At 46.6% G+C, this 19631-nt stretch carries 15 protein-coding genes; 8 read left to right on the top strand and 7 right to left on the bottom strand.

All coding sequences use genetic code 11. From position 1 onward, the window contains the following. Positions 1-148 precede the first annotated feature (148 nt). The 3 genes from CVT49_11015 (at position 149) to CVT49_11005 (ending at position 2874) form a co-directional block, all read left to right on the top strand. The gene (locus CVT49_11015) at positions 149-700 is read left to right on the top strand and encodes a hypothetical protein (GenBank protein PKK82987.1); all 552 of its coding nucleotides are present in this window, start codon (positions 149-151) and stop codon (positions 698-700) included. Positions 701-703: 3 nt separating this feature from the next. Beyond that, entirely contained in the window at positions 704-1222 is a 519-nt protein-coding gene (locus CVT49_11010; GenBank protein PKK82986.1) for a hypothetical protein, read from the top strand. Positions 1223-1521: 299 nt separating this feature from the next. Then, positions 1522-2874 carry a hypothetical protein gene (locus CVT49_11005; protein PKK82985.1) on the top strand — a complete coding sequence of 451 codons (1353 nt, stop codon included), beginning with the start codon at positions 1522-1524 and terminating at the stop codon, positions 2872-2874. A 100-nt stretch (positions 2875-2974) separates the two neighbouring features. Here CVT49_11005 and CVT49_11000 read toward each other — a convergent pair whose 3' ends face one another. The 3 genes from CVT49_11000 to CVT49_10990 form a co-directional block, all read right to left on the bottom strand. Further along, a complete protein-coding gene (locus CVT49_11000) occupies positions 2975-3937 on the bottom strand; it encodes a hypothetical protein (GenBank protein ID PKK82984.1) in 963 nt (320 codons plus the stop codon). A 670-nt stretch (positions 3938-4607) separates the two neighbouring features. Further along, positions 4608-6191: a hypothetical protein gene (locus CVT49_10995; GenBank protein PKK82983.1), complete on the bottom strand. Its 1584-nt coding sequence runs from the start codon at positions 6189-6191 to the stop codon at positions 4608-4610. After that, the gene (locus CVT49_10990) at positions 6184-7071 is read right to left on the bottom strand and encodes an ABC transporter ATP-binding protein (protein ID PKK82982.1); all 888 of its coding nucleotides are present in this window, start codon (positions 7069-7071) and stop codon (positions 6184-6186) included. Before CVT49_10990 ends, CVT49_10995 begins: the two co-directional genes overlap by 8 nt. Positions 7072-7399: 328 nt before the next feature. Here CVT49_10990 and CVT49_10985 point away from each other — a divergent pair, with 328 nt between their 5' ends. Continuing rightward, a complete protein-coding gene (locus CVT49_10985; GenBank protein PKK82981.1) occupies positions 7400-7600 on the top strand; it encodes a hypothetical protein in 201 nt (66 codons plus the stop codon). Positions 7601-7816: 216 nt separating this feature from the next. On the opposite strand, the gene CVT49_10980 is transcribed toward CVT49_10985, so the two are convergent. Next, positions 7817-8725: a GGDEF domain-containing protein gene (locus tag CVT49_10980; protein ID PKK82980.1), complete on the bottom strand. Its 909-nt coding sequence runs from the start codon at positions 8723-8725 to the stop codon at positions 7817-7819. 532 nt (positions 8726-9257) lie between these two features. Between CVT49_10980 and CVT49_10975 the strand changes: the two genes are divergently transcribed. The 3 genes from CVT49_10975 (at position 9258) to typA (ending at position 15923) form a co-directional block, all read left to right on the top strand. After that, entirely contained in the window at positions 9258-9836 is a 579-nt protein-coding gene (locus CVT49_10975) for a hypothetical protein (GenBank protein ID PKK82979.1), read from the top strand. An 89-nt stretch (positions 9837-9925) separates the two neighbouring features. Beyond that, positions 9926-13618 carry a hypothetical protein gene (locus CVT49_10970; protein PKK82978.1) on the top strand — a complete coding sequence of 1231 codons (3693 nt, stop codon included), beginning with the start codon at positions 9926-9928 and terminating at the stop codon, positions 13616-13618. Between the two features lie 391 nt (positions 13619-14009). Continuing rightward, positions 14010-15923, top strand: coding sequence for a translational GTPase TypA (gene typA / locus CVT49_10965; protein ID PKK82977.1), 1914 nt, complete (start codon positions 14010-14012; stop codon positions 15921-15923). Between the two features lie 283 nt (positions 15924-16206). Here the strand turns inward: typA and CVT49_10960 are convergent, their stop codons facing one another. The 3 genes from CVT49_10960 to CVT49_10950 form a co-directional block, all read right to left on the bottom strand. Further along, entirely contained in the window at positions 16207-16899 is a 693-nt protein-coding gene (locus CVT49_10960) for an adenylate/guanylate cyclase domain-containing protein (protein PKK82976.1), read from the bottom strand. Between the two features lie 61 nt (positions 16900-16960). Then, positions 16961-17677, bottom strand: a complete 717-nt coding sequence (locus CVT49_10955; GenBank protein PKK82975.1) for a hypothetical protein — start codon at positions 17675-17677, stop codon at positions 16961-16963. 3 nt (positions 17678-17680) lie between these two features. Then, complete coding sequence (locus CVT49_10950; protein ID PKK82974.1) at positions 17681-18274, bottom strand: hypothetical protein; 594 nt, start codon at positions 18272-18274, stop codon at positions 17681-17683. A gap of 251 nt (positions 18275-18525) precedes the next feature. Here CVT49_10950 and CVT49_10945 point away from each other — a divergent pair, with 251 nt between their 5' ends. Beyond that, entirely contained in the window at positions 18526-19527 is a 1002-nt protein-coding gene (locus CVT49_10945; GenBank protein PKK82973.1) for an alcohol dehydrogenase, read from the top strand. Positions 19528-19631 lie beyond the last annotated feature (104 nt).

Raw genomic sequence — 19631 nt, 5'->3', positions numbered from 1 at the left:
CGGTTATGAAAAAACTACTGATGATGATCCGGGCAATGTTGAAAAACAATTTACCCTTTAATCCTAACTATGCCCTTGACAGTTAAGACGGTATCTACGAGGACTAAGGTGTTGGGCGTTTCGATTGAGGATTTATTGAAATAAATTTATGTTTAGTTTTTTTAGCAAAAAACAGCGACCGGCTAAATTAACAAATGATGAGTTGCGCTTGAAAGCCGCTGGGGTTAATTTTGCAATTTTTACAATCTCAGATGAGATTACGAAAAACCTGCAAAAAGAGGTTAAGGATTTAAATAAACTAGGGCAAGAAGAAATAAATAATGTGTTTTTCGTAGTGTCCTATGTATCATTGTTTCAAGCGCAAAAATTCTTTTGGGAGAATTTTATCAAAGATGAAAGTGATGCAAGAATTTTCGAGTCCCACTTATTCTACATGTTTGAAAAGACTTCGGGTGTTAACCCAAAGCCCAACATACAAGACTTGGTTGAATATGTTCAACAAGGTGAGCCTTCAAGGGAAGTCCAATATATCGGTAGCAAAATTTGCAGGATATTAGAAAAGGAAGATACATTTTTGATGTGCGAAATTTCAACCATGTTTGCTTTTTTTTTGACGCATGGCTTTTATGAATCAATGAAACGAGCATGGGAATTACCCAATGAGACATTAATAGAATTACTCGATAAAGTAGAAAGTTAATTTATGTTTAATTTTATCCATAAAGCTGCCGTCAAAGGCTATAAAAGGGAATTGGAGGATTTAATCAATATTTATTCTAAGCTAGATAAAGAACAGCTAGCGGATTATTTAATAATGAGTGTTTGGACCAGAGCGGGAATGCAAAATGAAGGTCTTTTTAAGTACCCTGACGGCACAAAAAATGATTTTCCTTACTTATCTGCGTATCCAATTATGATGTCGGAATTTGAAAAAATTATTAAGGCGTTTAGAAAACGAGGACTTAACACAGAAGTAGTAGCGATGTCCATTTGGGTCCACTCGTTAAGGGGTCTTTTATTCGAATCAGAATTGAAAAATGAATTTGATAAGCTGTGGCAATTACTTATGACGACAAAGGACTTGTGGGATAAATTTTTAACTAAATTTTATAACGAAGATAAGGATAGACTAGATCCGGAGATGTTAAGTAAAACTATGGCATTATCAAAGAAAATATTAAACAATTTACCGCCAAAACAATCTTACGAAAACAATAAATGAAACAATTTGCCTCCCAAAAACAGAGGCCGGCTAGTCAAAGCAGGGAAGGAGTCTCCGGACTCCTGCCATTTTTATTTATAGATACTGCCACCCAGCCTGTTCTCATCCTTATCACTCCCATCGTCCGGGATGGCCAATTCACACCTCAAAAATTTCGCCAACCCCGTCAATCCGATTGACTTACCTCTCTAATTACGGCGGGATTTATTTTCTCATAGCCATTTAAGTCTTCGTATTTTATATTTGACCGTGAATACAATTAAATCTTTTAATTGAATGAACCGTTCTCAGGGGGGAAAATGGCCCGGAACCTGACTGAATTAAAACATACCTTCGTTAATATAAAAGGCGGCGGCGAAGTAATTATTCTTGATACCGGATCGGTTATCGATGCCGAAGCCGAAGCCATGCTGCAGGCCCTGCATTCGCGCTCCACCGGCGGATTAAGAAACCACTTGAAAGTCCTGGCCGAAAAAGGGGCCGATAATTTCATGGAGAAATTCTATGTCGGTTACGGCCATCATTCGATCGGGGATTGCGGCGATACGACCATATTTATCGAAGGCGTATCCATGCCGGCCGTCAAGGCGGTTCAGGATAATCCTCTGTTTCGAGGACAGGAATCTTCCACAAGATATCTCGATTTTTCCAAACAGCCCTTTATCGACCCGACCGAGACAGATAAGGGCAAGCGGCTGTTGGAAAAGCAGCGACAATTCTATATTGACGCCCAGGAACCGACGCGCCAATGGCTGAAAAAACTCCACCCCAAAAACGATGGAGAAAAACAATCCATTTACGGAAAGGCCATCGATGCGCGGACTTTTGATATTACCAGAAGTCTTCTTCCGGCGGGAGCCTCGACCAATTTTTCATGGCATACCGATCTCAGGCAGGCCGCGGATAAATTGATGTTTTTGACGCATCATCCGCTGCCGGAAGTCAGGAACATGGCGTCGGCCATAAAAGAAGCCCTGCAAAAACATCACCCGCATTCTTTCGGCCATGACATACCCGAAGAGACTGAGAAGTATCAGGATCTGATTGCGGAATATTATTATTATCACGAACCGGACTGTCCCGATGAACCAACCATAAATTTTGATAATATCGATCGCAATGAATTAAATAAATTCGAGGACCTCTTCAAGAAAAGGCCGCCGAAAACAGGACTTCCGAAATTTGTCGGGCAAATTGGCACTCTGGACATTAGATATCAATTGGATTACGGATCTTTCCGGGATGTCCAGAGACACCGGGCCATCACCCAGCGGCTGCCCCTGCTCACCACCGAGCTGGGATTCAATCAATGGTACATTGACAATCTCCCGGTAGCAGTCAGGGAACAACTGCCAGCACATCTAAACTTGATAGAACGAACAATCGGCGAATTGGATATTCCGCGTGAATTGCAGCAGTATTTCATTCCGATCGGATATAATACGTCCAACAGATTTACGGGAGATTTGCCCGCGACGATTTACATGGTGGAAATACGGGACTCCCGGTTCGTGCACCCGACATTACAGAAGGTGGCTCATAATATCGGACAACAAATCACTCGTCAACTGGGAATCAAATTGAATGTGGACCCGGAACCGAACCGATTTGATATTAAACGAGGAGAGCAGGATATTATCGCCGTAGATTAAATAGTCTGGCCCGCCGTAGATTTGAAAGCCCCGGCCTGAGCCGGGGCTTTTTCTTTGACGGCCAAATCATTATTTCGGGCCCGATGAGGTCGGCACTGCTTCAGCGATAGCCCCAGGACGCAATATGACTGGCTTTTTGTCCACCGGCTTCCGTAAACCATCCCGAGGCGATAAGCTGGTTATTATAGACACCAAGTTCGAATACGTAACCATTGACTCCGGCACCAAGCGGCTCCCATGCGGAGCCATTCCAGACCGCCACATGATTGGCGCCGACAGCGCCGGCCACAACAAATTCACCACCGGCGACCAGCTTATCGTTAAATACGGTGAGGGCATGAACCGGCCCGCTCATTCCCGATGACAGAGGCTGCCAGCTTGTAATACCGGACCTGGCAATATGATTGACGGTGCCGCCGTCCGCCAGCCGGAAATTCCCTCCGGCAACAAGTGTATCGAAATAACTTGTCAGAGCATACACACCGAGATTGGTCCCGTCGGACATCCCTGAGCCCAAGGGAGCCCACTGTGATCCGGTCCAGGCGGCAACACAATGCGCCGTGACTCCTCCCGCGGATTGGAACCAGCCGCCGACGACCAATATGCCTCCCCATACTGTCAGACTATGAGCCGCCGCGCCCAGCCCTGATCCCAGCGGCGACCATGAAGTTCCGTCCCAGGCCGCAATATAGTTTGCGCCGACACCGCCTGCATTCGTGAACTGCCCTGCCGCAATAAGTTTACCGTTAAAGACGGTGAGGGCCCAAACCGCATTATTCATACCGGCTCCAAGGGCCGACCAGGAGGAACCATTCCAGGCGGCGATATAATTGGCCGATGTCCCACCGGCATTCCGGAACCAGCCGCCGGCGATCAATTTGTTATCATAGATTGTGAGAGCACTGGCACCATCGTCCAACCCGGAACCCAATGACGCCCAGGATGAGCCGTTCCAGGCGGCAATATTATTGACGACTTTGCCGCCGGCGCTATCATAATATCCACCGGCTATCAGATTGCCGTTATAGTTTATTATTGCATCAACCTCGCAAATGCTATCCATCCCCTCCCCGAGAGGGGCCCAACCCCATTGACGAGTGGGCGTAACCGATTTGTCATCGTCTGAACAACTGACAGCGAGTGTGAATAAAATTGCCACGAGAAATACAGCCGCGAAAACAGTGTACCTCAAGACTTGCATATGAGACCTCCTTACACAAAAGTCCGCCGATACAATAATTACTTGTCCTAAACAAGTTTACTCTGTTTTCAATATAGCCGATTCCTGCCCCGGGGACAATCAAAATCAACATTAGGCCGCGGCAAAGCGAGTCCGGATTGTGAAAGGGAAACTCATCTAAGTATGGGAATAGTGATATTGGAAACGTCAGACTAACTCATTTTGACTCAAATTAGTATGGCAAAACAATATTAAATAATTATTCAACTTTACACTGCAAGGAGCAATTGAAAAATAGTAGCATTGACGATCCATTTCACATCGTCCTTTGCAGATCTTCCTGCTCCTGCTATGTCCTTTCCGATCAGCCCATCACATTCGGATTATTCTATTGTTTTCCAGCGCGTTCTGTCAATGCTCGCGTTTTTTGACCGAATTGGGAAGATGAATTCGATAAGAGTCTGGGGGGAGTGATATCGGGGCGATTATCAATACACCATTCAGCAAATAGTGCACTTTAATGCAGATCGTGTCCCCCTCATCCGCAACGTGATCAACAATAACGTATCTGTTGATGGCGCGTTATGAATGCCATGACAAGCGAGCCGACTACAACCGGGCTCAGGACAGCCAGCTTCGTGATATTAACCGATTCGTCGATAGTGCCGAGCAAATCTAAAGTCGTTAGATGATCAATTGATCCCACATACCAGACCATCAGATAAGTGACTTCGAATAATCTCCTGCTGCCGCTCAGGGTTCCCATAGCCAGTGAAACCGTCGGGACAAGGAAAGCCGCAACCGTCAGTGTCGCTGCATAGGACCATTGTCCTTCAATACCCGCTCGAAAAATCATACCGGCGGCCGAGGCTACAGCGATCAGCAGGCCGGACAGCCAGATGGCCGAAAACTGACGCATGACCGGACGTGGCGAAGAGACAAGCAACTGGATAGTACCGAAACGAGATTCACGCGTTCCCATCGATGACCATATCACCAGCGGCCAAACCATAGATGCAGGAATCAAGTACAGCCTTGCAATGTTGAATGGCGCCGCGCATTGGGCAGCCATCAGACCGACCGCAACCGCATACCAGAACCAGTGAAAACCCTTGAGCGCAAGACGCAGCTCGGCGTTAACCATTCGAATCAGTCTGAATTTCCGTTCGGGCAGGCAGAGTGAATCATATCCCGGTCCGGTGTCGCTTTGGTTCGGTCCGCGGCCGTTTCCTGAAACGGCCTCCTTCTGATTTGATCGGATCCTCTTGTATCGGTCCTTTGCCGGATCAAAGCGATCAAACATCAGGATAGTTATGCCGGTCACCATAAACGCCATAGCTATCCAGTGCAGTCGCAGCAGAAGCATGCCGATCGTCCACTCGATTCCTGTCCATGGAAAAGTCTTGACCAGGTCAAAGTGCATTTCCGGGTCGAAGCCGACAAAGCCCATCAACAGTCCGATCGTCTCACCGGGAAACGCTCTCCCAGCGGCCGCCCGCGCGCTATCCGTAAAGACTGCAACCGATGCAAGATCAAGAAACGGCACCGCAAGCATCCCCAGTAAGACGCAACTCTCGGCCAGGAACAAGTAGATAATGTTACCCGCGCTTCCTCTAAGCCATCGAACAGTGTCGAAAAGGACTGCTGCCGAGGCCACGAAAATCGACGCCGGCAGAGAAATGATAATAAACGGTTTTATGAAGGCCCACAGGCTGATTTCACTTGTGTCATTTCTGATCAACAACGTGATGAAAGCCAGGACAGCCAGGGACGCGACCATCGACCACAGAGCCGCGATGTTGCTCACGAGTTTTGAAGCAATATAGACGCGCCCACTCATCCGGGTGGCAGCAATAATCTGTCCCACTTCCGTCAGACGATCGCGTTTGATCGAACCCCTGACCAGATAGAACCCTATAATCGTCATCACGATAGTGCTGCAGGCGGCCATCAGGCTCCCCGCCCAGGCCGAGTTATACACGCTTTTATATTCTCCGAACTGAATCGTGTACTGGCCGGTGATCACCAGGTATCCGAAAAACATCACACCGATCATTGTGACGAGGAAACTATATCTCCGGGTTCGCTCCCGGAAATCGGCGAGGCTCAACTGAAAGAGAATCCGCAGACTATCCATCTTGCCGTCCGCGCCCATGCTCATTGAGCAGCCAGAGATATGCATCTTCGAGAGTCGGCGTCACCTGTTGAGCTGAAGCCGCCGGCGCCCCCTTCCCTACCACCCGCACTCGGACACCTTCAATGGTCCTGGTCGTACTGCCTACAATGTGCGTCTGTTTCAGGTCGGTCAAATCAGAACTGGCAATGACGACTTCCCAGACCTTTCCCACCACTGACCGGAGCAACTCCTCCGGAGTGGCATGCACGAGAAGTCGCCCCTTGTTTATAATGGCGATCGAGGTTGCGGCCGCTTCGAGATCGGAGACGATGTGCGAAGACAATATCACTATGCGGTTGACGGACAGTTCCGAGAGAAGGTTTCGGAAGCGTATCCGTTCTTCCGGGTCCAGACCGGCAGTCGGTTCATCGACTATCAGCAACTCAGGATCGTTAAGCAATGCCTGGGCTATTCCCACCCGCTGTTTCATTCCTCCGGAAAGAGAACCAAGGCGCCGCTTCCGGGCCTCACCAAGGTTGACCAAATCCAGCAACTGACCGATTCTGCGCCGGGCCGACTGACCGGTGAGATCTCGTGCCGCCGCTAAGTACGATAGAAATTCGACAGCGTTCAGATTTGGATAGATACCAAAATCCTGTGGGAGATAGCCGAGGATTCGACGGACATTTTCCGGGGACCGGGCGATATCGTGACCGTCCCAGCTGGCTTCCCCTTCGGTAGGCTTGGTAACGGTGGCCAGAATTCGCATCAGGGTTGACTTCCCCGCACCGTTTGGACCCAATAGCCCGAGGATACCGGAGTCTATGCTCAGACTGAACTCCCTCAGCCCCCAAACGTTTCCTTTGTAGCGCTTACCCAAATGATTTATTCCCAGATTCAATACGACACTCCTTTGGCAGTTACTCGTCAGGACATTTCTGCAACAGACTACTTTCTTGGATTAGACGGGATAGTTGGTCAATTGGTTGCAGGGATCAGCCAAAGCTAAAATGAACAACACAACTTTCCCGTTCGAAATGCATTGTCTTCCAGCGCTTTCCACCAGTCGTAACATAGCGCAACTTTATTGAATCATCAAACGTGACAAAAATCCGGGGAGAGTGAGGTTGGAGTCGCCATTTTTTGCCAACTTATTCCCAATCATGAATTATTTAGTTGGACTATATGGGAACTTTTTCTTATATAAGTGAAAGAAGGGAAATAGCAAAATGACAATAAAAGAACGATTCCAAAGAAAGATAACTATGACAGCGCTTCAAAGGCAGTGCATGCTGATAGTAACGCTCCTTTCAACACTTTTTCTTCTATCAGTCTGGCCAAGATTTCGAAGTGATGCCATGAGTCTCGATTGGTACGTGTATTTGATCCTGATTCTCATTTTTCTGATACCCCTTTTTAAGAGAAATTAATTTCGGCGTATTAAAGAACCTTCCAGCGCCTTTCGCCAGTCGTGGCATAGCGCAACCTTATTGAATAGTCCAGTGTGACAATAGATCGGGAAGAGTGCGATGCGAGCCGCTTTTGATGTAACAAATTAAATATCATAACGTTAAAAACATAACAGGTTGTGGTCGGATCACGCTTGGTAAATTTCATCGAGCCAAATATACAGATCAATCGTAAATCTAAGTCTTACGTAATAGTTCTTTCGTGTCCGGATTATCCTGAAACGACGCGCCGGAACGTTGTTGGCCCGTGTAAGTGGAAAATATGATTGCATTTTTGCTGCCATGCTTCACTTGATATGTTAACTCATCGACCCTTTTTACCAATTCATCAGTATTAGCTGGTGCAGCATGGCATGTCAAAACCCCAATACTGAATGTTATCGGCCAATTATTTAATTGCATTTCTTCCAGTAGACCGCCTTGAAGTTTCGTGAGCGTAATGCGTGCTGATTCCAGGTCGGTTTCGGGTAAGAGAAACGCGAATTCATCACCACCAAGTCGCGCAATTGCATCTGTCTTTCGTAAATGCTTCTTGGCACAATCGACCACAGTGCGGAGAGCTTTATCTCCTGTAAGGTGCCCGAATTGATCATTCACGGCCTTGAAGTTGTCAAGATCAATATACACCAGCGTGAAGGGGTGATCATATCTTTGCAGGCGGTCTATTTCCGCCTGTAACAATTCATAAAAGAGACGAGAATTCACCGCGCCGGTTAAAAAGTCGATTCGGGCAAATTCCTTTTCCCTCTCCATTGCATTTCTTAAGGCCGTTAATATCAATGCGATGATAATGAAGAATAAAAGTCTGATTAGGGTATTCCAGATAGGAATAAAAGGATGCGAGTAGACATGCCCGGAGGCCCAATCAGCCACAAGCCAGACTGAGGCACTGGCAAATGATGCTATAACTGCGTGTCGCCGGCTTATAAACCACGCGGCAAAAGAAATAGGAATCACATAGAAAAGTGAAAAAGATATCTCATATCCGGTCAGGACGTCTAAGACACCCACTACTCCGATGAGGACAAGTCCCAGAAATATTCTGAACGGTTGACTTAGCTTCATTATATATGCTGATAGATTCATGACTGATTATAATCTTTTAATACTCCGTTATTGCCGTCTATTGTTTCTATCGCTAATATCGGCTGAAGTCGTCTGGCTCATAACTGCCTGAAGTTGGCGGGCGGAAGCATGCAACTCTCGCCCTTCCTGTAAGCCATTGATTCGTAATTAGTTGTTGATTTCCAACAGGTCAGGGTGATCACGAACGACTGGCTGATTGACTACAACGAGCAACATCTGCATGATGCCCTGGGTGGCTTGTCACATGCGACTTTTATGGAACAACAAACCATCAAAAATTCCACTTTTGAAAAGAGGACCGCAAATGGGCCGTTTCGTCTCAAATATTTCTTGTAAATATAATATAATCATCTTATATTTATGCTATCCATCGAGCACTCCTGGCGTTCGCCGGAATGGATATTTTTTTCTATGATTGGGATAGTGATTACATGGCAAGGCAACAATACCAGCGGCTGACTACTTCAAATGAATAATAACCATCTGCACTATATTTGACGGGCTCACAAAATTTTCATCTCCGGAGGATTTGATGATCAGGAATGCTATCTATTTCACAACAGCTTTAATCATAATATCGGCATTTTCCTGTTTTGCTTCGGGAGAGACAAAATCGGATAAGATGCCGAGTGTCGGGACTTTCCTTACCGCCGATGGTCAGTTTGATTTGGAAGCGGCCCGGCAGTCGGGCTATCAGGGCTCGTTGGATATGGAGGGTTTCGAATCGGCCATTGACCCGGCCACAGGTCAGCCGTTGTTCCACCCTGCTTCTCCAGCCGATGACCCCGACGATATTTATTGGGACAACAATACTTCGCCATCGATACCCGGAGTTGAGGATCAGGTGCAAGCAATGGCTATTTACAACGGTTCGATTATTATCGCGGGTTTTTTGACCGTCGCGGGTTCTGTTATCGTTAGCAACATAGCGTCATGGAACGGTACAACGTGGTCGACCCTCGGTTCGGGCATGAATAAAAGTGTCTATGCTCTCACGGTATATGACAACATGCTAATCGCTGGTGGAAGCTTCACCATGGTAGGGGGGGTTCAGCCAATCACATCGCCGCCTGGGACGGCCTTACCTGGTCACCGCTTGGATCGGGAATAAATGAAAGTGGTGACAACCCTTGCGTTTTTGCTCTCGCAGTTTATGAAAATAAACTCATAGCGGGGGGTAGATTCTCAACTGCAGGCGGCGTGAGCGCAAACTGGATAGCTTCTTGGAATGGCAGCACGTGGTCAACGCTGGGTTCGGGAATGAATAGTAGTGTTGATGCTTTGATCGTTCATAATAATAGACTAATTGCTGGAGGATGGTTCACCGTTGCAGGTGGGGTAACGGCTAATTATTTAGCCTCATGGGATGGTGCATCATGGTCATCATTGGGATCTGGGATGAATGATGGTGTACAGTGCTTCACTATTTATAATAACATGCTGATCGCCGGAGGACGGTTCACCATTGCTGGCGGAGTACCCGCTAATAATATAGCTTCTTGGGATGGCACGGCTTGGTCGCCGTTGGGGTTGGGGTTGGGTTCCGATGCCTATTCCCTCACAATATTCAACAATAGGCTGATAGCCGCGGGATGGTTTACAACTGCCGGGGGCGTGAACGCAAAAAAAATAGCCTCATGGGATGGCACAACATGGTCCCCATTGGGATTGGGATTTAGCACTGGATATGTCTTTGCCGTCGCCGTATATGACAACAAGCTGATTGCGGGGGGAAGTCTTCCGAATATGATGCACGCGATAGCTTCATGGAACGGTACAACATGGACTACGCTGGGTTCAGGGACTAATTACGTGGTGAGAGCCCTAACCCTGTTTGACAACAAGCTAATAGCAGGGGGCGAGTTCACTACAGCAGGTAACGTGACAGCGAACCACATAGCGCCTTGGAATGGAAACAGTTGGTCGCCGCTTGGATCAGGAATGAGTAATAACGTCTACGCTCTCACTGTTTACGCAGGAAAATTGATAGCTGGTGGTTCGTTTTCGTCAGCAGGCGGCGTCAATGTGTATAGAATAGCCTCTTGGAACGGCTCTGCTTGGACACCACTTGGGACTGGAATGAGTAGCATCGTGTATGCCCTCACCGTTTACGATGGTAAATTGATAGCTGGAGGGGTATTTACTACGGCAGACGGCGTTAGCGCGAATAGAATAGCCTCTTGGAACGGCTCCGCTTGGACGCCGCTCGGATCTGGAATGGATGGCAATGTTTATGCACTAACCGTATATGGCCAAGTGCTTATTGCCGCAGGCAATTTCGTGAACGCAGGTGGTGTAACGGCCAATCGCATCGCTTCTTGGGACGGCACAGTCTGGTCACCATTAGGCACCGGATTAGATCAGACCGTGCTTGCACTAACAGTTTACAATAACCTTCTGATAACAGGAGGTTACTTTTACACGGCGGGAGGCATTGGCGTGGAGAAGTTGGCCTCATGGGATGGCACAACTTGGTCATCTGTGGGAACATGGGGTGGTTTATCCAGTACCGACGAAGTTCGTGCAATGGTTGCCTGTAACAACAAGCTTTTTATCGGGGGAATCTTTGCCACCGCTAACGCTACGACAAATGATTGCATTGCCTCATGGAACGGAAACACATGGTCGTCGTTAGGCTCGGGAACAGATGGCGAGGTATTCTCTCTCATGGCTCATAATGACACGCTCCTTGTAAGTGGTGATTTCACAATCGCAGGAAATAAAGTTGCAGCATATCTTGCCAAGTGGACCAAAGTGGAGGTGCCTTCCCATGTAGCTACACAGTCGCCCATCCCAAACGAGCTCAATGTCCCTCGCACTAGTACGATCACGGCAACCTTTGACATGGATATGAATCCGTCCACAATCAACGCCAATACATTTGTTGTGACGGGAAACACAGCTGGCAGGGTGGAGGGAAATATTACTTGCACCGGCAACACAGCGATCTTTACACCAGATATCCCGTATCCGGCAGGTGAAAAGGTAACGGTTGTTCTGACTATCGGCATTGAATCGGCAGCGGGCGTGCCGCTTGCGCAGGGCTATACCTGGTCCTTTACTGCAGCGGTCAGTGGCAGTACCGGATTTTTTTCCTCCGCAACCACAATCCCTTCCGGTACGGCGGAAGGCGCCATCGCAACTGCTGATTTCAATGGCGACGGTTACGCTGATCTGGTTCAGGCAAGCGGAACTATTGTATCGGTAATGATGAATAATACGACGGGCGGTTTTGCACCTTATGTGCTTTATCAGGTATCTGCTGCTCCCGGGTGCGCCGGATTGGCTGTTGCCGACTACGACGGCGATGGCGATATAGATATTGCGATATTTCAAACAACCGGTTCATATGATAATTATATTTCGTTAATGCTGAACGATGGCGGCGGGATATTCACGGTTCAGCCATCATTTTCATACGGAACCGGCAACGCGCGTGGAATCTGCACGGCTGATTTCGACGCCGATGGTCATGCTGATTTGGCGGTCGCGCTGCGATCATATATAGAAACCCCCTATCCACATGACCAGGGTCAGGTTGTCATTCTCTTTAATTACGGAGATGCCACATTTCATTCGCCCGGTCCCCTTCCGGTTCACGAATGGACTGATATTATCGGACTATGGACAGCAGATATTGACGGAGACGGGTATTTTGATTTAGCAACATCAAATGGAGGGGCATACTTTACAGTATTCTTCAATAATGATCATGGTTTGTTCCCGACATACCTGGATTTGGCCAGTCCGTATGTGGGCGACGTAGAAGTTGCGGATTTTGATGGCGACTCTGATGTTGATATTGTTGCATTTGAGCTGGGAAGTCATGGTATGTCCGGTGGTCGTGACGCTATGCTCACGTTCTATGAGGGGCTTGGAGACAGGCAGTTTGCACTGAACACATCTCTCGCTATAAACGCCTGGGCTACCAGTACGGCCGCCGGTGATATTGATGGCGATGGAGATGTCGATTTGATAGCCACCTTCGGTTCGCCATCTTATGTGCATGGTGACTTCGGCCCCTTTAGTAACCTCGGCGGCTTCAGCTTTCAGGGATTTACATGGGTCATCACCCAGGTCAATCCGACTTCCATGGTGCTATCCGATCATGACAACGACGGTGATTTGGATTTAGCGGTAGTCTGTTCGCAAGCGTATGTCGACCGATCGGTAAACATCCACAAGAACCTTGCTTGTGTCGATACCGATGGCGACGGTTTTGGCGATCCGGGATATCCGGAAAATGCATGCACGGGTGATAACTGCCCCTGGATTTACAATCCGGACCAGGGCGGTGATTGTACTTTTGCGGGGGAAACGCCGGAGGGCACCAACGTAATTGTGCCTCTCGGATTGTCTGTCGACTTGACATTTGGCGATGTCTTAACTGCCGGCACGACGGAGATGACTATGTCTTACACTGGACCCGGCGTATCAGGTTTGCAGATTATTCCCGCAGACCTTCCCATCTACTACAACATCACGACAACGGCAGGGTATTCCGGCCTGATTGAAGTATGCGTTGATTATGATGATGCTGGAATGTCTCCAAGTCAGGAAAACATGCTGCGACTGATTCATTATGATGGCACGGATTGGGCAGATATTACTGCCTCCGCCGATACCGCATCAAATACTATCTGCGGAACATCAGAATCACTGTCGCCATTTGTGGTTGGCTATTTTGATTATATCTGTGGCGATGTCAACGGCTCAAAGACAGTCAACATCCTCGATGTTACATATCTGATTTCCTATCTTTATAAGGGTGGCCCCTCGCCTGACCCAATTGAAGCAGCAGATGTCAACTCCAGCGGAACGGTTAACATTCTGGATGTAACCTATCTTATAGGCTATTTATACAAAGGTGGTCCAGAGCCAAACTGCCCGTAAATTCTGATGAAAAAGGCTTATGTTGAGGCCAATGATAACTCTATATAGTCATTGGCCTTATCATATTATAAAAAGTCGCAAAACTCGTCTAATTGCCCCCGCTTTTTCTGGTTTCACCCCCTTCGGGCATGTAATCGAAGGGGTTTTTGGCCGGTGGCGGTCGGCATTCGGCCCAAATACCCTAAAAACCCATACTTTCGCCAAACCTAAAAAATATTCATTGACAAAATAAAATTAAACTTTATACTTCTCGGGCTGTTATAGATACCCGGACAGTAAATTATCTGTTCGGGTTTTTTCTGCGCGATTACTCCCCTAAAGTTTAATCCGTAGATGTTTTTGAAATATGTTGTTGAGCAGATTTGTCTGCACGCGAAAGGTGTTTTGATTAATGACTGATATTTCTCATATTCGAAATCTTGCGATTGTTGCCCATATTGATCACGGCAAAACGACCCTCATAGATTCCGTATTCAAAGCCACCCGGACTTTCCGTGATAACCAAGAAGTCGCCGAACGGCTCATGGACAACAATATAATCGAACGCGAACGCGGTATCACAATTCGCGCAAAACACTGCACCGTATCATGGAACGATTACCTGATAAATATTATAGATACTCCCGGTCACGCCGATTTTTCCGGTGAAGTGGAACGGGTTATCTCGATGGTTGACTCGGTTCTGCTGCTGGTCGATGCCAACGAAGGGCCGATGCCTCAGACACGTTATGTTCTTATGCGCGCCCTCAAACTCGGACTTCGCCCGATTGTCATTATCAATAAAGTCGATCGTCCGAACGCCCGCCCCGATTATGCCCTGAATAAAACTTTCGACCTCTTTATAGAGTTGGGCGCCACCGATGAACAGGCTCATTTTCCGGTCCTTTATGGTTCCGGTCTTGACGGATGGTTTGTTAATGATCTGGACAAAGATGAGCCTGCGGGAATGGATCCCCTTTTTCAGACCATCATCGACGAAGTGCCGCCTCCTCAGGTCAATCAGGAGGGTGATTTCCTGATGCAGGTCAGTTCTCTTGACTGGAGTGATTATATCGGTCAAATCGGTTGTGGACGCGTCCTCCGCGGCACTTTGAAAAAGGGTGAAGAGTTCACCCGCATGGTTACAAAGCTGAAAGACCCCCTATCTCAGGACAAAGGCTGGCAGTTTGTTTCTTCTTCAAAGGCGAAGGGGCTCCATATGTGGATTACCCGCGGTCTGACACGCGTTGAAACCGATGAAATTTCCGCCGGTGATATTGTCTGGCTGGCGGGCCCCCCGGAGATCGGCATCGGCGACACCTTTTCCGGGAATGAAGATACCAAAGAAGCGCTGAAACCGCTTGAGATCGAGCAACCCACGCTTTCGATGTTTTTCCTCGTCAACAACGGCCCCTTCTCGGGTCAGGACGGCACCGCGATCATGCTCCGTCAGTTGAAAGAACGGCTCGAACGAGAACTTCGCGTGAATGTGGCGCTTCGGATGGAAGATCTCGGCCGCCCGGATGGTGTAAAAGTTTCGGGACGCGGCGAACTTCACCTGGCGATCCTGATCGAAGAAATGCGGCGGGAAGGACTTGAATTCTGCATTTCCCGCCCGGAAGTCATCACTCATCATGACGAAAACGGCAATCTTTTGGAACCGATAGAGCAGCTTATTATTGATGTCCCGGAAGAACACCAGGGGATCATCATCGAAAAACTCGCCAAACGCAAAGGCGAGCTGATAACGGTGGAAAATGCGGGCACGAAAACAATTCGTATCGCCTTCAAAATCCCGACTCGCGGCCTGATCGGATACCGGCCGGACTTTTTGACGGACACACGCGGTCTTGGAATTATGACGTCCCGCTTTATCGGCTATGAGCCTTGGCGCGGTGATATTCCGCAGGGAAGCAAGGGTTCTGTTATCAGTTCCGATACCGGTATTGCCACCGCCTATGCCCTGGAAGGACTGCAGGAACGGTCGGCCATTTTTATTGAACCGACGGAAAAAATATATATCGGCCAGATTATCGGCGAGAACTCAAGAAATATGGACATGACCTGCAACCCCACCAAACGAAAGAACCTGACCAATCACCGGTCATCGACCAAAGATATCGGTGTCAAGCTTGATGTCCCGCGCAAGATGACACTGGAGCAGGCCATGGGGTGGATCAGGGATGATGAACTGGTTGAAGTGACGCCGAAAGCCATTCGGGTCCGAAAAGCAATCCTCGATTTTGATGAACGCAAACAGGCCGAGAAAAAGCAGTTCATCCTGAATGAAAGCTCGAGTACAATACACCCAAGACTATCCGCATAACCGCTTTCCAAATTATATCAAAAGTAGGTCAGGAGCGTCGTTGACCCTGTGGGACGAAGGGCGCTCCTGACTATTTTTTTATTTCCCCGCACTCGAATAGACTCAGGTAGGTCCAAATCTCACTGATGTAAATCCAATCACAGACTATGAAGAAGGGAATAACAGGAAGGGTTTATCCTGAATGAAATGGGGGACACTTCCAACCCGCCGCGCCGCGCAGAACCCAAATAAGAAGAGCCGAGACTACAAGAGTTTCGATCTACCCTTACTTTAACCAAACAAATTACACTTTCCACGACCACTTTGATGTATATATTATCATAGTGCCGAGTTCAGAGGCCGAAGTTTTTTGCCACATGTTTACATTATCCTTTCCAAATTTCGATGAATTATTCAAACGCCCATACACCTTGGCTGTAATCTGTGTCGGTGGGCCCGGTCTGCTCGATAACTTAGCTGCATAGTTTGCTGATTGACCTACCCATACTAAATCATTTGAACCACGGATTCCAGTACGTGCGACCATGAGTTTACTAGTATCGATACCTACTACATGCTTCACTAAAAAACTTGTTTTTTGATATTGCCGCCTTATTGACGGATTTATTATATTTTTCACCGCGTAATTAATTTTAAGTGCTATCCGCGTTGCGTCAGAATTTTTTGACTTTCCAATATAAACGGCCATAATCCTATCGCCATCATATGATGTAATAGTGCCACCTTCAGCGCGAATGATTTTTGCGGTACAATGGAGAAATGATCTATATATCTCAGCGGCGAATTCTGAGTTGTAGTTGTCGACGAGATTTGTTGATTCATTTATGTCAGCATATAGAACTGTTCCATCCAGTATGACTGCATCATTGTCAAGCTTGATGTCATTCGATTCAGGGACCACCAGGCCCTTGCGGGTTGACCATACGTCACAAAATATCTTCTTTATTTCTTCTTTGAGATCATCACTCAAAGCCATTTAAAATGTACTCCCTTGCGACCTCTAAAATACCTTTTTCCCCCACCTGATCGCCTTTTACCTAACTAGATATCTTTTGATGCCATGTAGTAAGTTTCGTCTGCCATTTCTTGTCTTTCCATATCACGATTCCATCTTTCCACATATTTTCTTTACCACCATTCTTATCTCCGTAAATCCAATTATCTGTTAGATTTGAATACGTTATAGATGAAATTTCAATATGATTTGGTCCAAATGCCTGGTTGGCAATCATTGTAGCATAGTTTACACATAATCCCAGGAAAACCAAATCATTATTATTATCATTTCTTGGGAGTCCTGCCTTTATAATGTAAACTTCGCCCCAATCAATACCAATTCCAAAATCAAGTTTGGAATACTGTTCAAAATATTTTGAAAATTTAACATCCAATGCCCATTTTAGTTGAAACGCTGCCTTAACTGCTGTTTCAATTTCATTTTTGTAGTGCGCGGGCCAAAATGCCAAGACACTATCTCCTTCATAGCTTCTTACTTCACCTCCATTTTCTAAAATTATTTTTGTGGCAATTGTTAAAAAAGACTTATGAATTTTGCCACAAGTCTCAGTGTCTTGTATATATAACAAATCAGTCGATCTACGTAGATCTATGCATAATGCCGTAAGTTTTACCTTATATGCCTTTTTTCCAAAAGCCACATCTTTTACTGACGGTATCATTTTTGTTTCGATAATTTCATAGTTGCCTTCCATGAAATCTTCGATTTTACTATCTAATTCAGTTATGTAACCCATACTTTATTTGATAATGAGTGAAAATATTAATAATAAAATCCCCAGCAATATATTAATAAAAAGCATAGCTACTGAGTACTTCACATACTTCATTTTATAGTCAACTATTTTCGACAAAGTATAGTTTTGACATGCATATTCAATTATTAATAATTCCTGCGTTGTTTCATTGACTGCTCTAATATATTCTTTTGAATTCTTATATTTCTTAATGTGACCATAATAAGTAATTCCATTTCTACTGACCTCTTCTTTTTCTTGAGGCGGTCTAGGCATGAATACAAAAATAGAAAGTGCGATACCGAGAATGGAAATAATAAAGAAAATAGAAATCAACGCAAAATAAGAAATTTCAATGAAACAACTCAGGCTACTTACTTTATTAAATATATCAAAAACTATTGATGCCCCCAAAATAGTTGTGATAATAAAGGTCTGAATACTTAATGCGATATTAGCCTTGGCGTCAGCTTTTGATATTAGTACCTGTTGATTATCAAATACTTTAGTTAAGATTGCTACTTTTTCTTGTTCAGTTGGCATAATACTTTTTTGTATTCCCGTTATATAATTATTCCATAACCAAATTTTCCACATTCATACAAACAACCGACAATGAATAATCTTTTGATGTCGAATTAATATACACCAACTACACCACTTAGGCAATATTATTTCCCCTCTCCCTCGTATTTTTGTCCGCGCAGATTAGCCATTCCACACATTTGACAATAAAATATTCCTTGCCCACCAACAACTTAAGTCCACAATTGCCTATTAATTATCAATATAACAGCGCTTCTTTCGTATATATTGAAAATCATAATAATATCAAAAAAGGAGAATCGATGATAAAAGCTTATGCCGCACTCGCGCCGGGCGGTAAACTGGAACCGTTCGAATACGACCCCGGCCCGCTGGGAAAACATGATGTCGAGATCGATGTTGAACACTGTGGAATCTGTTACAGTGACCTGAGCATGATCAACAATTCATGGGGATTCTCGCAATACCCGCTTGTGCCCGGTCATGAAGTTATCGGGACCATTGCCAAATCGGGTGAAGATGTCACCGATCTGAAGATCGGTCAAAGAGTCGGGCTGGGGTGGCATTCGGGTTACTGTATGACCTGTCCGAATTGCCTGAATGGCGACCATAATTTGTGCGTCAAGCAGGAAGGAACCATCATCGGCCGGCATGGAGGTTTTGCCAGGCAGGTTCGCGCCCATGATGCCAGCGTGGTAGTCCTTCCCAAGGGACTTGATATTAAGAGCGCCGGGCCCCTGTTCTGTGGCGGTATCACTGTTTTTAATCCGTTGTTACAATTCGGCGTCAAACCGACCGACAAAGTCGGGGTTATAGGCATCGGCGGATTGGGGCATATGGCCCTGATGTTCCTGAATGCCTGGGGCTGCAAAGTGACGGCTTTCACATCGAGCGATTCGAAAAAGGTGGAAGCAATCAAGATGGGGGCGCATCAAACAATTGACTCCCGCAACGCTGAAGAACTTGAAGCGGCGGCGGGACAGTTCGATTTTATTTTATCGACCGTAAATGTAAAACTCGATTGGAATACCTACCTGTCAACCCTGAACGCAAAGGGTCGGCTGCACTTTGTCGGAGCTGTCCTTGACCCCCTCGATATCGGAGTCTTTCCTTTAATCATGGGGCAGCGCTCAATATCCGGCTCACCGGTCGGAAGTCCGGCTGCTATTGCGAAAATGCTTGACTTCGCCGCCATGCATAAGATAAAGCCGGTCGTCGAGGAATTTCATTTTGATCAGGTCAACGAAGCCATTGAAAAATTGAAAAGTGGCAAAGCCCGCTATCGAATTGTCTTAAGCTGGTAAGTAAGAGTAAAGTCGAAATCCCCTGTCCGGAGCCCAAAGGGCGGAGGATGCTGAGCAAAGCGAAGCAGGTTTCGACTTCACGCCTTAATCCTGCCGATCAACAG

The organism is candidate division Zixibacteria bacterium HGW-Zixibacteria-1 (assembly GCA_002838945.1).
Taxonomy (GTDB): Bacteria; Zixibacteria; MSB-5A5; order GN15; family PGXB01; genus PGXB01.
The sequence above is the reverse complement of the archived record's forward strand: the minus strand, read 5'-3'. Positions and strand labels throughout refer to the sequence as shown.

Bases quoted from the DNA above. Each gene is read 5' to 3' on its own strand.
- CVT49_10995 (PKK82983.1), bottom strand. From the start codon at position 6,191: ATGGATAGTCTGCGGATTCTCTTTCAGTTGAGCCTCGCCGATTTCCGG.
- typA (PKK82977.1), top strand. From the start codon at position 14,010: ATGACTGATATTTCTCATATTCGAAATCTTGCGATTGTTGCCCATATT.
- CVT49_10955 (PKK82975.1), bottom strand. From the start codon at position 17,677: ATGGGTTACATAACTGAATTAGATAGTAAAATCGAAGATTTCATGGAA.
- CVT49_11000 (PKK82984.1), bottom strand. From the start codon at position 3,937: ATGGATAGCATTTGCGAGGTTGATGCAATAATAAACTATAACGGCAAT.
- CVT49_10960 (PKK82976.1), bottom strand. From the start codon at position 16,899: ATGGCTTTGAGTGATGATCTCAAAGAAGAAATAAAGAAGATATTTTGT.
- CVT49_10950 (PKK82974.1), bottom strand. From the start codon at position 18,274: ATGTGGAAAATTTGGTTATGGAATAATTATATAACGGGAATACAAAAA.
- CVT49_11010 (PKK82986.1), top strand. From the start codon at position 704: ATGTTTAATTTTATCCATAAAGCTGCCGTCAAAGGCTATAAAAGGGAA.
- CVT49_11015 (PKK82987.1), top strand. From the start codon at position 149: ATGTTTAGTTTTTTTAGCAAAAAACAGCGACCGGCTAAATTAACAAAT.
- CVT49_10945 (PKK82973.1), top strand. From the start codon at position 18,526: ATGATAAAAGCTTATGCCGCACTCGCGCCGGGCGGTAAACTGGAACCG.
- CVT49_10975 (PKK82979.1), top strand. From the start codon at position 9,258: ATGATCAGGAATGCTATCTATTTCACAACAGCTTTAATCATAATATCG.
- CVT49_10980 (PKK82980.1), bottom strand. From the start codon at position 8,725: ATGAATCTATCAGCATATATAATGAAGCTAAGTCAACCGTTCAGAATA.
- CVT49_10985 (PKK82981.1), top strand. From the start codon at position 7,400: ATGACAATAAAAGAACGATTCCAAAGAAAGATAACTATGACAGCGCTT.
- CVT49_11005 (PKK82985.1), top strand. From the start codon at position 1,522: ATGGCCCGGAACCTGACTGAATTAAAACATACCTTCGTTAATATAAAA.